The organism is Legionella sp. D16C41 (assembly GCF_048541585.1).
GTDB lineage: Bacteria > Pseudomonadota > Gammaproteobacteria > Legionellales > Legionellaceae > Legionella_C.
In genome coordinates, this window is record NZ_CP183303.1 from 614,833 (window position 1) to 628,238 (window position 13,406).

The window sequence follows — 13,406 nt, forward strand, 5'->3', positions numbered from 1 at the left end:
AATGGAATGAGTATAAACTATTTTTACGACCATAAAGCTAATTTATAGTTTATTGTGCTTACAAAACGTAAGCACAATAGACAAAACATTATTTCCTAGCTACTGCTAATCCTTTAAGAATGGTTAAAGCAGCGTAGAGTTGATAATCTTCATGAAGTAGTGCTTGATCATCTTTGATAGATTGATCAGCTTCTAACACAGGAGGGCTTTGCTGATTTCCAGTGCTATCATTAGTTCCAGTTCCAGTTCCAGTACCAGTACTATTGCTATTAGTATTGCCATTATCTAGATGGCCACTTAAATCAGCTTCAGAAAAGCCAGAAAAAGCAGGCTTTTTATCATTGTCATTTTTAGCCATTTCTACTTCTTCAATAATAATATCAGGTGTAATACCTTTTGCCTGAATAGATATACCTGAAGGAGTATAATAAAGTGCTGTGGTTAATTTAATAGCTCGTTTATCGTCCAATGGTAATACAGTTTGTACTGAGCCTTTACCAAAACTTTGTGTACCAACAATGATTGCACGCTTATCATCTTTTAAGGCACCTGCAACAATTTCTGAAGCAGAAGCGGAACCATTATTAATAAGTACAACCATAGGTGCATTATCTAAGATGTCACCAGGATTAGCGAGTGCTGTAAATTTTGAGCCTGGTAGTCTGCCTTGTGTATATACAATCATCTCTTTTTCGCCATTTTTACCAATATCGATAAAGTCATCGGCAACTTGTATAGCAGAATCCAATAAGCCGCCTGGGTTATTACGTAAATCGAGAATTAAGCCTTTTAATTTACCACCGGCTTGTTGCTTAAGTTGAGCGACAGCTTTTTCCATATCTTGGCTGGTCATTGCTTGGAATTGGGTTAAACGAATATAACCATATTTGCCATCAAGTAATTTACTTTTTACACTTTTAACAACTATTTTTTCTCGTACTAAAGAGAAAATTAATGGTTTTGTTTCGCCTTTACGAAGGATAGTTAAATCAATAGTTGAACCCTCTTTGCCGCGCATCAATTCTACAGCATCTTTAAGACTAATGCCTTGTACTGATCGGTTACCTAATTTAATAATGTAATCTCCAGCTTTAACACCGGCACGAAAAGCCGGAGTATCCACTAATGGCGTTACAACTTTGATCACTCCGTCTTCCATGGTGACTTCAATTCCTAAGCCACCAAATTCACCTGCAGTAGTAGTTTGTAATTCTTTAAATTCTTCCTCATCTAAATAATCAGAATGCGGATCAAGGCCTGTTAGCATGCCTCGTATTGCATTATCAAAAAGTTGCTTATCATCAACTGGTTTGACGTAATATTTTTTTATTTCACTAATTGCATTAGAGAAGCGTTGCACGTCTTCCATAGGTATACGTGTAGGCGTGGCACTTTGCTCCGAATTACTACTAGAAGTTGCATCTTCAGCTGCAAAAAGTGGCAAGGGTAATAAAGATGTAGTCATCAATAGTGTTGCTAAAACACTAGAATACCACCGATTTATGAACATATGGTTTCTCCTACAAGGATAGGTTAGCTTTATCAGCCACTTTCCAGTTTCAAACATTCATTAATAAAATATAGTCTCTTTGCTATAAGAAGTAGTTTAATTGTTAATAATTTTCCTATAACGTAGTCTATAAGTTGAAGAAAGCAATATAGATGCCAGCTGTTCACTACTAGCAAAGTTATTGTTAATAAACTAGTTAATTTTATAAATGTCTTCTGGAGCTTAATTTGTATTGTTGAGATTTAACTAGATTAAATAACAATCTCTAGTATTTAATTTTACTTAAGATAACCAACCAAGCGGTGAAACTGCCTTACCACGTTGCCTTATTTCAAAGTATAGCCCGTTTTGCTTTATTCCACCTGTATGGCCTACAGCGGCAATTTGTTCACCTTGTTCAACGATTGAACCTTGTTTTTTATACAAAGATTGATTATGAGCATATAACGACATAAACCCTTGGCCATGATCAATAATTAATAATAGACCATAGCCGTTTAACCAGTCACTGAAAACAATTTTTCCTGCATAGACCGAATAAACAGGTGCACCTTCATTAGCAAAAAAAGTTATGCCCTGGTTCATTACTTCATAATTTTTTTTGTCAACCTGAACAGGAAATCGTAGCTTATGGCGCATATAGGTAAATGGAGGTAACTTTTGTTTAAAGCTTGTTGCTTGCGCAGTTAAGTTAGCTAGTAACTTGGCTAAGTTCTCTTTATTATGTTCATATTCTAATAAGGTTTGCTGTTTAGTTTGGATATCGGCATCAAGCGTTTTTATAACAACCGCATGGTATTTTTTATGGCGTTCTAATTTCTCTTGATAAGAAACTAATTGCGCTTGTAGGGCACGTTTTTTGACTATTTCTGATTTTAAAGCGGCTTGATTTTGAGCCAATCTAGCTTTAGTTGTATTAATTTTATCAATTACTTGTTGGCGCGAATAAGCTAAATATTGATGATAGGTCAGTAACCTACTTATATAAAATAGGTCATTTTGGTTTATTATCCATTTAAGGGGCTGATATTCCCCCATTTTATATCTAACTCGTATATGTTCTGCTAATAAATCCTGTTGTTTTTTTAAGGTAAGGTTAATTTCTTTTACTTGCTGAGCAAAGTCTGCAATTTTTTGTTGTCTAATTGTTAGTTCCTGTTGGGCAAGTTGTAACTTCTGCGCATTGACATTAATTTTTTTCTCAGTACGAGAAAGTTCTTGATCTAAAGTACTTTTTTTATCTGCAGCATTAGCAAGTTTTTGCTGCAGCTTTTTAATCTGCACTGTTAATTGTTTAAGTTTATCTGCTGTTTCTGCAACTTTTGGATTGTTACTCGCAAATGAGAAAGTAATAACACTAAATAATATGAAGAATAATAAATGATAGGGTACGATAAATTTAAAGAAGAGCTTATGAGTAATCATTTAGTTATCCATAATTAAGCACTAATAATTTCCTAATAAATCTATAATTAGTCTTTTCGAACTATTAATGACTTTCCAGTCATCTCAGCTGGTTTATTTATCTCAAGCCAAGCTAATAGAGTAGGAGCAATATCACTTAAGCTACCATTGACCTCGGTAAAATGCCAACCGTCACCAACAAATAAAAGTGGCACAGGTTGACAAGTATGAGCTGTATAGGCTTGATTAGTTGTGGTATCAAACATCATTTCAGCATTGCCATGATCAGCTGTAATCAGTAAAGCGCCTTTTTTAGCTAAAACAACCTGGCCAACCTGTCGCATACAGGCATCTAAACATTCTATAGCGTGTATGGTGGCAGCAAAATCGCCAGTGTGACCAACCATATCAGCATTTGCATAATTACAAATAATAACATCATAATCATCGCTGTTAATTGCATCTACTAAAGCCTGAGTCAATTCTTTTGCGCTCATCTCGGGCTTTAAATCATAAGTAGATATACGGGGTGAGGGGATTAAAATACGATCTTCATTTGGAAAAACTTGTTCTGACCCACCATTAAAGAAGAAAGTTACATGAGCATATTTTTCTGTTTCTGCAATACGAAGTTGGCTTAGACCATGCGCTGCGATAACCTCGCCAAAAGTATTATTCATCTTTATAGGTGGGAAAGCTATTTCAGTGGGTAGATTTTTTGCATAGCTAGTCATAGTAATAAAATGAGATAATAGAGGCTTTACTTTAAGTGGAAAAGCATTGAAATTAGGATCAATAAAGGCTTGCGTAAGTTGACGAGCTCGATCGGCACGAAAATTAAAAAAGAAAATTGAATCACCATCCTCTAGTTTTTTACCAGCGCCAATTACAGTAGGTGGAATGAATTCATCGTATTTTTGTTCTTTGTAAAACGTTTTAATAGCTGTAACAGGATCAAGGAAAGTCCTATCTGCTTTTGCTTTGGTTAATAAGTCATAAACAGGTTCAATACGTTCCCACCGTTTATCTCTATCCATAGCAAAATAGCGGCCGCTAATTGAAACAATAGTTGCTACTGGATACTTAGCTAAGCAAGCATTAAGAGCAAGTATGCTATTTAAAGCACTTTGAGGTGGAGTATCTCGCCCATCTAAAAATAAATGTAAATAAACATTGTTAAAATTTAATTGATGACATAATGCTAAAAAAGCGAATAAGTGATTTTCGTGACTATGGACTCCACCTGGCGATAATAAGCCCATAACATGTAGGGCTCGTCCACTATATTTCATATCATTAATGACATTAATTAAACTTGGATTGGCGGCAAAATTACCTGAATCGATAGTTTCATTAATACGTGTAAAGTCTTGATAAATGATTCGGCCAGCACCAATGTGCATATGGCCAACTTCAGAATTACCCATTTGTAAATCAGGTAGTCCTACACTTTTACCGCATGCATTTAAAAGCATATGGGGATAATGCTTCCACCAGGCGTCCCATTGTGGCGTTTTTGCAGCAGCAATAGCATTATATATTTTTTCTTCACGATAACCCCAGCCATCAAGGATCATTAAAACCAGGGGTTTTCGCTGAAACATTTTAAACTCCAAAGCTAATTTAGTAGAAGTAAGATGAGTGCACTTATATTTTAAGCGTTATTTATTTAGCGTTAAACCATTTACTCCAGTGTTTTGTATACTTTTATAAAGCTAGGTAAACGATGCTATAGTATTTAAATTAAAGCAGCAAGTATAAGCATATTAGACCTAAGGGAAAAAGATTTAAATTAAGTAATTTAGGTATAGTGAATTTATATTAATTATAATGATTGTCTTAGCTTAGTACTTAATATTTTGATGCAAAGCGGTTAAACTAGATACATTAATAGTTGTCGGAAGAATTTGGTTGAAAAAAAGATTACCCAAGCATGTAGCTATTGTAATGGATGGCAATGGACGTTGGGCTGAAGCGCGAGGATTATTACGCTTTGAAGGTCATCGTGCCGGTGTAGAAACAGTTAAAACTATAATTCGTTGCTGCCTTGAGCACTCTATTCCCGTGTTAAGCTTATTTGCATTTAGTAGTGAAAACTGGGCACGTCCGGAAAAAGAAGTTGAATTTCTCATGTCACTTTTTTTAAAAGCATTACATCATGAAGTAAATGAGTTACATGAGCGTAATATACGCGTACGCTTTACAGGCTCCAGAGATACGCTATCAGCTTTATTACAAGAACAAATGCAGCAAGCTGAAGAGCTTACTATTAAAAATAAGAGCTTGATATTAAATATAGTCATTAATTATGGCGGGCGTTGGGATATTGTAAATGCTACAAAACTTATAGCCAAAGAAGTCTTAAATGGTCATTTAGCAATTGATGATATTGATGAAACTATCTTTACCAATTATCTCAATATGAATGATTTACCTGAGCCAGATTTATTTATTCGTACCAGTGGAGAGCATAGAATTAGTAATTTTTTTCTCTGGCAATTAGCGTATACAGAATTATATTTTACCCAAACCTATTGGCCTGATTTTACTGCTGAAGAATTTGAAAAAGCATTAGTAAGTTTTGGGCAACGTGAGCGTCGTTATGGTAAAACTTCTCAACAATTAACTGAGATAATCCATGTTTAGACAAAGGTTGTTGACTACCTTAATATTAATTCCTTTAGTACTTATTGGCATTTATTACAGTAGTTATTTGATATTAAATGGTGTCATACTGATATTAGTTTTAGGCTGTAGTTTAGAGTGGTTGCAATTAATTCCTATAGCTAAAAATGTTGAGAAAATAATTTATCTAATAAGTATTGTTATTAGCTTTTTAATACTACCTTGGTTCTATACTTATTGGCTTTATACAAGTTTAGTTATATGGTTTTTAATATTTATATTAATACAGCAGTATCCTAAATTACAAAAATTATGGTCTTATCCTATTATAATAGGATTATTAGGTATTTTGTTTTTACCGCTATTTGGTCAAGGTTTAATGTCTATTTTTGTATTAAATAAGGGACGGATGTTAGTTGTTTATCTTCTATTTCTTGTATGGGCTGCTGATATTGGCGCCTATTTAATGGGCAAATTTTGTGGACGCCATAAATTGATTCCCCAGGTAAGCCCAGGTAAAACCATAGAAGGTTTTTTTGGTGGGTTTTTATTAACTTTATTAGTAAGTGTAGTAGGCTATTTTATTTTCCAACCTCATTTTGTTGCTAACTGGTTTATTATTGCTGTTGGAATGACTTTAGTTGCTTTATTTGGCGATCTCTTTATTAGTATGCTCAAGCGTCGAAGACATGTAAAAGATACAGGCCATCTTTTACCGGGTCATGGAGGCATACTAGATAGATTAGATAGTTTAATAGCGGCAGTACCATTCTTTTATTGGGGCATGTGTATTTTTGCACCCGGGATATAATTATGTTTCTAACTCTAATATATTTTATTATTGCACTTGTCCTATTGATTACGGTACATGAATACGGACATTTTTTAGTAGCTCGTGCCTGTGGCGTAAAAGTACTACGTTTTTCATTTGGGTTTGGTAAAGTACTTGCAAGGTGGCGTGATAGACATGGAACAGAATTCGTCTGGTCTATTCTGCCTTTAGGTGGCTACGTTAAAATGCTTGATGAAAGTGAAGATGAGGTTCCTACTGAAGAGCGTCATTTAGCTTTTAATAATAAACCAGTGTTGTCGCGTATTGCAGTTGTTATAGCAGGCCCTATTTTTAATTTTTTATTTGCTTTTGTAGCTTTATGGTTAGTTTTAATTATTGGAATTTATTCACTGGCACCAATAATTGATACGGTAAAGCCTAATAGTCCAGCAGCCTTTGCAGGAATAACAACAGAAGAAGAAATTATAGCTTTTAATGATACTCCTATAAAAAGTTGGCGGGATTTTCAATATGCATTAATGCCGCTCATTGGGAGTGATGACTCAATTAAGTTAACCTTAAAAGCGCTTAAATCTGGCCAACAGAGAATAGTTTATCTTCCTATGGCGAGTTGGAAATTAGATACTAATAACCCAGACCCATTGGCAGGCTTAGGGATTGTGCCTTTTATTCCTAAAATTCCACCTATAGTAGGTGAAGTAGTTATGAATTCGCCAGCACAAAAAGCAGGGCTTCAACCAGGCGATTATATTAAAAAGCTCAATAATAAATTGCTAGATGATTGGTTAAACTTAGTAAATTATGTGGCCAAAAATCCAAACAAGCCACTGACGCTAACTATTTTGCGTGGTAAAGATATTTTAAATATTAATTTAACGGTTGCTAGCCAAGAGAAAAACGGTCAGGTAACTGGATTTTTAGGAGTTCGTTCACAAAAGGTAGATTGGCCTAAACAATGGCTTAGATACGATCGAGAATCACCAACACATGCCGTAGTAACTTCATTTAAGCAGACTACTAATTTAATTGGCGCCACTTTTTCTTTAATCACTCGATTTTTTACTGGCAAGTTAGCTTGGCAAAATGTTAGTGGTCCAGTTGGTATAGCTCAGGGTGCAGGCGAGTCAGCCCGTAGCGGGTTTACCTACTATTTATCCTTTTTAGCGCTTGTCAGTATTAGTTTAGGTGTACTCAATTTATTGCCAATCCCCATGCTTGATGGCGGACATCTTTTATATTATGTGATTGAGATTATTCGTGGTAAGCCTTTATCTGATGCTGCAAAATCACTTGGTTTTTGCATAGGTTTAGTCTTATTAATTACTTTAATGGGGCTGGGATTAAGCAATGATCTTGCAAGATTATTACATAAGTGACTTTTGCTTTTCTTGACAGAACAAGTTAGTTCCTATAAAAGGGATGCAAATACCCAATTTCCTTGGAAATGTAACTCAATAGCAATTTTAAGTTAAACAAATTAAATTCAAAACGATCATTTTTAATGATGTGCTGGGCGTAAAATAATAATGAAGAAAGTCAGTAAAAAAAGAGTAGTCAGCGTTTTCTGTTCAACTTTACTTGCATGGTCAATTAATGCTCATGCAGAAGGGTTTGTCGTTCGTAATATTAAAGTTGTAGGTTTACAACGTGTAACTGTTGGAACAGTTTTAAATTATTTACCCATCCAGGTCGGGGAAGAAGTAGGGCCAGACACAACAGGAGAAATTATTCGTGCCTTATATGATACTGGCTTCTTTCAATCAGTTTCTTTAGAGAGGCAAGGTAATACATTAATTGTCAATGTTATCGAGCGCGCTACAATTGGCTCCATAAATGTTGTCGGTAATAAAGAAATTCCTTCTGACAAAATGAAGGAACTTCTAAAGCAGATGAATTTAGTTAAAGGACGTGTGTTTCAGCGTTCTGCATTAGAAAGATTAGAAAAAGAACTTAAGCAAGCTTATAATGCACGCGGTAAATATAATGCTTTTATTGATACTAAAATTACCTCACTGACTGAAAATCGTGTTGCTATTACAGTGACAATTTCTGAAGGCCGAGTTTCTCGTATTCGCGAAATTAAATTTATAGGCAATCATGATTTTTCAAGTGGTGAATTATTATCCCAAATGTCTCTGTCAACAAGTAACGTTTTTACTTATTTTTCTAAAAAGGATCAGTACGCTAAATCTGCTATGGATACCTCTTTAGAAGCTTTACGTTCCTTTTATCTTGATAGAGGCTACTTAAAGTTTAATATTATCTCGTCACAGGTGATGTTATCACCAGATAAGAAAGATGTTTTTATTAATATTCATGTTGATGAAGGGCCGCAATATCGATTCGCAGGCTATGATGTTATGGGAAAAGCGATTTTACCTAAAGAGCAAATAGCGTCTCTTGTTCAAATAAGAAAAGGCGATGTTTTTTCACGTAAAAAGGTAACGGAAAGTATTTCTGCTATTGGACTTGCACTTGGCGATAAGGGTTTTGGTTTCCCCGCAATTAATGCAGAGCCTAAAATTGATGAGGAAAATAAAACAGTTTTTATTACTTTCATCGTTAATCCAGGTAGGCATGTTTATGTGCGCCGGATTAATTTTCATGGTAATACGAAAACAGGTGACTATGTTTTACGTAATATTATCCGACAAGACGAAGGTTCTTTATTATCATTACATAACATAAAAGAATCTGAGCGAAAGCTACGTCTTTTAGGTTATTTAAAAAACATTAATATCACTACGACCCCTGTGCCAGGTGCTAATAATCAAGTTGATTTAGATGTACAAGTTGAGGAAGCGCCTTCTGCTGAAGCAAGTGCATCACTAGGTTATGGTACTAATGGTCCACAATTTAATGCCTCATTCAACCAACATAATTTTATGGGTACAGGCCGCGCTGTTGGAGTAAATTTTAATGCAAGCTATTGGGGTCAAGAATATGCTTTTAATTACTATAATCCGTTTTATACACAAACTGGTATAGGTAGAGGTTTTAACTTATATTATCAACGTGTTGACCCTGACCACCTTGATGTAAGTTCTTATTCTGCTGATCGCGTTGGTGGAGATATTAGTTACAATATAGCTTTAAGTGAAATCAGTAATTTACAATTTGGTTATGGATTTCAAAATCTAACTATTAAATCAGTAGGGGTTGTTCCACAGATTCAAAATTTTGTTAATTTATATGGTCGTAATTTTAATGAAATCCGCTTAACAGGTGGTTGGAATCGAAATACTTATGATCAATTTCCTTATCCTACCCGAGGTTTAAATCAACAATTTACGGGCTTATTAGCACTGCCAGCTAATTCAGATTCATTTTCATATTATAAACTGACTTACTCAGCACACCTTTATTATCCATTGATACGCGGCTTTATCTTATCTATGTTTGGTAATATAGGTTATGGAAATGGCATTAATAAAGATGTGTTACCATTTTTTGAAAACTTTTATGCAGGTGGTATATCACAGCCAGGTATGGTAAGAGGTTTCCAAAGTTTTTCTTTAGGCCCTAAAGATAGTTATGGTCAAGCATTAGGATCTAATTTCTTAGTCAATGGTAGTATTGGTTTAATTTTACCTTATCCTTTTAGCCGTGAAACGATTAGAACAACAGCCTTTATGGATGCTGGTAATGTATTTTCGCGCGGTATTCCACCCTTATTATCTGGGACTGATTCAGGCCCTGTTCGCTATTCAGCAGGATTATCTCTTGAATGGCGCTCGCCTTTTGGTCCTTTAGCATTTAGCGTGGCTAAGCCATTAAATAAACAACCAGGTGATGATACGCAATTATTCCAATTCACTTTATCATCAGCTTTTTAAAGGCTAAAAATTAAAGTAATTTATCTTGGCTTTGTATAACTTTCAGCAGTGAGCAAAGCCAATAAACTAGCTAGATTTTACCATCAGTATCTTCGCAACGTAGATTAAATTATGATAGCATGGACATCTTTCAACTTGGAGAAAAAATATGAAGCGTGTTGGTAGTTTCCTTATTGCAATATTAATGAGTTTAGGGACCTTAACTGCATTTGCTGAGGATGCAAGAATCGCTGTAGTTGATTTGCAAAAAATTATGCAAACTTCGAATCAAATGAAAGCTATTCAGCAGAAGTTAGAAAAAGATTTTAAACCTCGCCGTGATAAACTCGTATCTATGGAAGATGATTTAAAAAAAGATATGGAGAAATTTAAGCGTGATAGCACGATAATGAGCCAAAATCAAAAGAAAGAACTTGAGAAGAAGATTGTATCAAACCAACAACGGTTCGAGCGCGAAGGGCAACAATATCAGCAAGAGCTAAGTACTGCTCATAATGAAGCAATGGAGGATCTTTATTCAAGGATAAGAAAAGCTATCTCTAAAGTGGCTGAAAGTGGCAAATATGATCTTGTTCTACAGAAAGATGCAGCGCCTTTTAGCACCTCTAAATTAGATATCACTGATCAAATTATTAAAGAAATTAATTGAATATAACTCATAATAATTTGTAAATTTAAATTACTGCCATATAGCAGTTACCTGCGTGTCACTGCTATAGCATTAATTTTATTTTACAATTCGATATTAATTGTTTAATTTTAATAGCTCTTTAAAAGTTCTGTAACTATAAATAATTTTAATAATTGACTAGCGCTTTACTAGACCTCTTTCCAAACTATTAAAGATGAGACAAGTTCTTTAGAAAAAAGAATTGAAAAAGTATTGTTTATAAGAATTACATAAGTACTTAGCAGTTGTTTTTTCTATGGAGTTTGGCTGTCTTAATAGCAGTTTGAAAAGATGTTTATTGCATAACGCGTACTCTTGTCCGTTATTTTTTAAATACTTAAGATTTAATTTAGTCTAAGCCTAAGCAACTGCTCAAGAGGATTTACTTAAACCAAGGCGCGTCTTTAATGGTATCAATTTAAGCTTATGTAGGTTAGGTCTTGGACAAACGATAGCTATGTGAATATGTGGTCAAGGATCAACCTACATAAAAATTCTCCTAAGTTGACGCCATTAGGTGAATGTTTATAAGCCTAGTGTTATTATTGTGCTCGATAATAAGCGTACAGGATATACGCTGCAAACCTTATTGTATTAAGGCTAAATGTACTATTTTGTTGTTAACAGTTCAAATAATTTGATTTAAGTGAGAGATAGCAATATGAGTGAGCCTATAGACATAATAAAAATACTTGAACTATTACCACATCGCTATCCTTTTATTCTGGTTGATAGAGTAATGGAATATAAAGCGTTCGACTATTTAATAGCTAGTAAAAATGTAACTATTAATGAACCTGTTTTTATGGGTCATTTTCCTGGTAACCCAATTATGCCTGGCGTTATGATGCTTGAAGCATTAGCACAAGCTAGCGCTATTTTATCAAATTTATCTCGTGAACCTAAAGAAGGACATGAATTCCTCTACTTTTTTGCTGGAATTGACAATGCTAAATTTAAACAAATTGTTATACCGGGTGATCAACTGCGACTTGAGGTAAAGTTAATTGGGCAAAAACGTGATTTTTGGCGTATGCATGGTGAGGCTTTTGTGGGCGACAAGCTTGCTTGTTCCGCAGATTTAATGAGTGCAGCGAAGGAAGTGAAAAGTGATAGATGAACGTGCAATGATCCACCCATCTGTAAAATTAGCAGAAGGAGTATCAGTAGGCCCAGGTAGCTACATTGGTGCTGATGTGGAAATTGGAGAAGGCACCTGGATTGGGCCACATGTAGTAATACAAGGTCCGACTATAATTGGTAAAAATAATAAAATTTTCCAATTTGCCTCAATTGGCGATGAGCCTCAAGACGTAACTTATAAAGGTGAGCCAACCCGTTTAGAAATTGGTGATAATAATATTATTCGTGAGTATTGTATGATTAGCCGGGGTACAGTAAAAGGCGGTGGCTTAACATGCATAGGCAATCACAATTTCTTTATGGCTTATTCTCATGTAGGTCATGATTGTATGGTAGGAAATTACACCATAATGGTTAATTATTCTGCTTTATCGGGCCATGTTATTCTCAATGATTATGCAATTATTGGAGCTTATGCTGCAATTCATCAATTTTGTCATGTTGGTGCTTATGCATTTGTGGCACGAGCAACCTATGTAACTAAAGATGTTTTACCTTATGTTATGATTGCAGGCCATACAACCTCCGCTTGTGGTATCAATACAGTGGGCTTAAGAAGACGTGGATTTTCATCAACCGCAATTGATTATTTGCGTCGTGCTTATAAAATCATTTTTCGTAAGGGACTAACAGTTCAGCAAGCTGTTGCAGAACTAGAAGTGATGCAACAAGACTGCCCTGAAGTAATACCTATGATTGATGCTTTAAATAATTCAGTGCGTGGAATCGTTAGATAATATTATGTTAACTATTATAATAGTTGCTTTTGGTGGTGCGGTTGGTGCTATTGCGCGTTTTGCAAGTGTGACATTAGCCCAATCTATACTGGGAATGCGTTTTCCCTTCGGCACTTTAATTGTTAATAGTGTAGGCTCTTTTTTAGCTGGTTTCATCATGATAATACTTTTAGAGCGGTTCGCTGTTAGTGATCTTTGGCGACTTTTTTTAGTTGTCGGTTTTTTAGGCGCATACACTACGTTTTCAAGTTTCTCATGGGAGACCTGGGCATTATTTGAAAGTGGAAATAGTCTTCTCGCTTGCGCAAATATTTTACTAAATAATATCTTTTCTTTATCATTAGCATTTTTAGGAATACATGTCGGGCGATGGATTGGAGGAGGTTTTTAATGCAAGTGAAAGTGGCACGTATCTATTTGAGTGAGGATTCACCTTTACTAATGTCCATTTATAATTATTTGCATCAGAATAAAATTAAAGGCGCTACTATATTTCGTGGGGTTAAAGGATTTGGCCATTCAGGCAAGTTACGTGAGGCTACAATAATGGACATGCACTTAAATCTACCTATGGTTATTGAGTTTTGTGATGAGCCAACTATTGTAAATAGTGTTTTAAGTCATTTTCGGGATCAATTAGAACCAGGACGTGTTTTGCATTGGCTTGCAGATATGGATATTGGTTAAA

General features: G+C 35.0%; 12 protein-coding genes. 9 read left to right on the top strand and 3 right to left on the bottom strand.

Translation table 11 applies throughout. The annotated features are described in order from the left end of the window. Positions 1-88 precede the first annotated feature (88 nt). The 3 genes from ACNVED_RS02755 to gpmI form a co-directional block, all read right to left on the bottom strand. Positions 89-1,510, bottom strand: a complete 1,422-nt coding sequence (locus tag ACNVED_RS02755) for a S41 family peptidase (protein ID WP_419420234.1) — start codon at positions 1,508-1,510, stop codon at positions 89-91. A gap of 282 nt (positions 1,511-1,792) precedes the next feature. Beyond that, entirely contained in the window at positions 1,793-2,935 is a 1,143-nt protein-coding gene (locus ACNVED_RS02760; RefSeq protein WP_419420235.1) for a murein hydrolase activator EnvC family protein, read from the bottom strand. Between the two features lie 47 nt (positions 2,936-2,982). Further along, a complete protein-coding gene (gene gpmI / locus ACNVED_RS02765; protein ID WP_419420236.1) occupies positions 2,983-4,518 on the bottom strand; it encodes a 2,3-bisphosphoglycerate-independent phosphoglycerate mutase in 1,536 nt (511 codons plus the stop codon). A gap of 307 nt (positions 4,519-4,825) precedes the next feature. Between gpmI and ACNVED_RS02770 the strand changes: the two genes are divergently transcribed. The 9 genes from ACNVED_RS02770 to ACNVED_RS02810 all read left to right on the top strand — a co-directional run bounded on the left by ACNVED_RS02770 (position 4,826) and on the right by ACNVED_RS02810 (position 13,405). After that, on the top strand, positions 4,826-5,560 hold the full coding sequence (locus tag ACNVED_RS02770; protein ID WP_419420237.1) for an isoprenyl transferase: 735 nt from the start codon (positions 4,826-4,828) through the stop codon (positions 5,558-5,560). Continuing rightward, complete coding sequence (locus tag ACNVED_RS02775; protein ID WP_419420238.1) at positions 5,553-6,350, top strand: phosphatidate cytidylyltransferase; 798 nt, start codon at positions 5,553-5,555, stop codon at positions 6,348-6,350. The genes ACNVED_RS02770 and ACNVED_RS02775 overlap by 8 nt, the downstream gene beginning before the upstream one ends. A gap of 2 nt (positions 6,351-6,352) precedes the next feature. Then, on the top strand, positions 6,353-7,708 hold the full coding sequence (gene rseP, locus ACNVED_RS02780) for an RIP metalloprotease RseP (RefSeq protein ID WP_419420239.1): 1,356 nt from the start codon (positions 6,353-6,355) through the stop codon (positions 7,706-7,708). Between the two features lie 150 nt (positions 7,709-7,858). Further along, positions 7,859-10,168, top strand: a complete 2,310-nt coding sequence (gene bamA, locus ACNVED_RS02785; protein ID WP_419420240.1) for an outer membrane protein assembly factor BamA — start codon at positions 7,859-7,861, stop codon at positions 10,166-10,168. Positions 10,169-10,316: 148 nt separating this feature from the next. After that, positions 10,317-10,817 carry an OmpH family outer membrane protein gene (locus ACNVED_RS02790; RefSeq protein WP_419420241.1) on the top strand — a complete coding sequence of 167 codons (501 nt, stop codon included), beginning with the start codon at positions 10,317-10,319 and terminating at the stop codon, positions 10,815-10,817. 682 nt (positions 10,818-11,499) lie between these two features. After that, positions 11,500-11,958, top strand: a complete 459-nt coding sequence (fabZ, locus tag ACNVED_RS02795) for a 3-hydroxyacyl-ACP dehydratase FabZ (RefSeq protein WP_419420242.1) — start codon at positions 11,500-11,502, stop codon at positions 11,956-11,958. Continuing rightward, the gene (gene lpxA, locus ACNVED_RS02800; RefSeq protein WP_419420243.1) at positions 11,948-12,718 is read left to right on the top strand and encodes an acyl-ACP--UDP-N-acetylglucosamine O-acyltransferase; all 771 of its coding nucleotides are present in this window, start codon (positions 11,948-11,950) and stop codon (positions 12,716-12,718) included. Before fabZ ends, lpxA begins: the two co-directional genes overlap by 11 nt. Before the next feature lie 4 nt (positions 12,719-12,722). Next, positions 12,723-13,109 carry a fluoride efflux transporter CrcB gene (crcB, locus tag ACNVED_RS02805; protein ID WP_419420244.1) on the top strand — a complete coding sequence of 129 codons (387 nt, stop codon included), beginning with the start codon at positions 12,723-12,725 and terminating at the stop codon, positions 13,107-13,109. After that, positions 13,109-13,405, top strand: a complete 297-nt coding sequence (locus ACNVED_RS02810; protein ID WP_419420245.1) for a DUF190 domain-containing protein — start codon at positions 13,109-13,111, stop codon at positions 13,403-13,405. The genes crcB and ACNVED_RS02810 overlap by 1 nt, the downstream gene beginning before the upstream one ends. The last annotated feature ends 1 nt before the right edge of the window (position 13,406 follow it).

Bases quoted from the DNA above. Each gene is read 5' to 3' on its own strand.
- ACNVED_RS02755 (WP_419420234.1), bottom strand. From the start codon at position 1,510: ATGTTCATAAATCGGTGGTATTCTAGTGTTTTAGCAACACTATTGATG.
- ACNVED_RS02760 (WP_419420235.1), bottom strand. From the start codon at position 2,935: ATGATTACTCATAAGCTCTTCTTTAAATTTATCGTACCCTATCATTTA.
- gpmI (WP_419420236.1), bottom strand. From the start codon at position 4,518: ATGTTTCAGCGAAAACCCCTGGTTTTAATGATCCTTGATGGCTGGGGT.
- ACNVED_RS02775 (WP_419420238.1), top strand. From the start codon at position 5,553: ATGTTTAGACAAAGGTTGTTGACTACCTTAATATTAATTCCTTTAGTA.
- rseP (WP_419420239.1), top strand. From the start codon at position 6,353: ATGTTTCTAACTCTAATATATTTTATTATTGCACTTGTCCTATTGATT.
- bamA (WP_419420240.1), top strand. From the start codon at position 7,859: ATGAAGAAAGTCAGTAAAAAAAGAGTAGTCAGCGTTTTCTGTTCAACT.
- ACNVED_RS02790 (WP_419420241.1), top strand. From the start codon at position 10,317: ATGAAGCGTGTTGGTAGTTTCCTTATTGCAATATTAATGAGTTTAGGG.
- fabZ (WP_419420242.1), top strand. From the start codon at position 11,500: ATGAGTGAGCCTATAGACATAATAAAAATACTTGAACTATTACCACAT.
- crcB (WP_419420244.1), top strand. From the start codon at position 12,723: ATGTTAACTATTATAATAGTTGCTTTTGGTGGTGCGGTTGGTGCTATT.
- ACNVED_RS02810 (WP_419420245.1), top strand. From the start codon at position 13,109: ATGCAAGTGAAAGTGGCACGTATCTATTTGAGTGAGGATTCACCTTTA.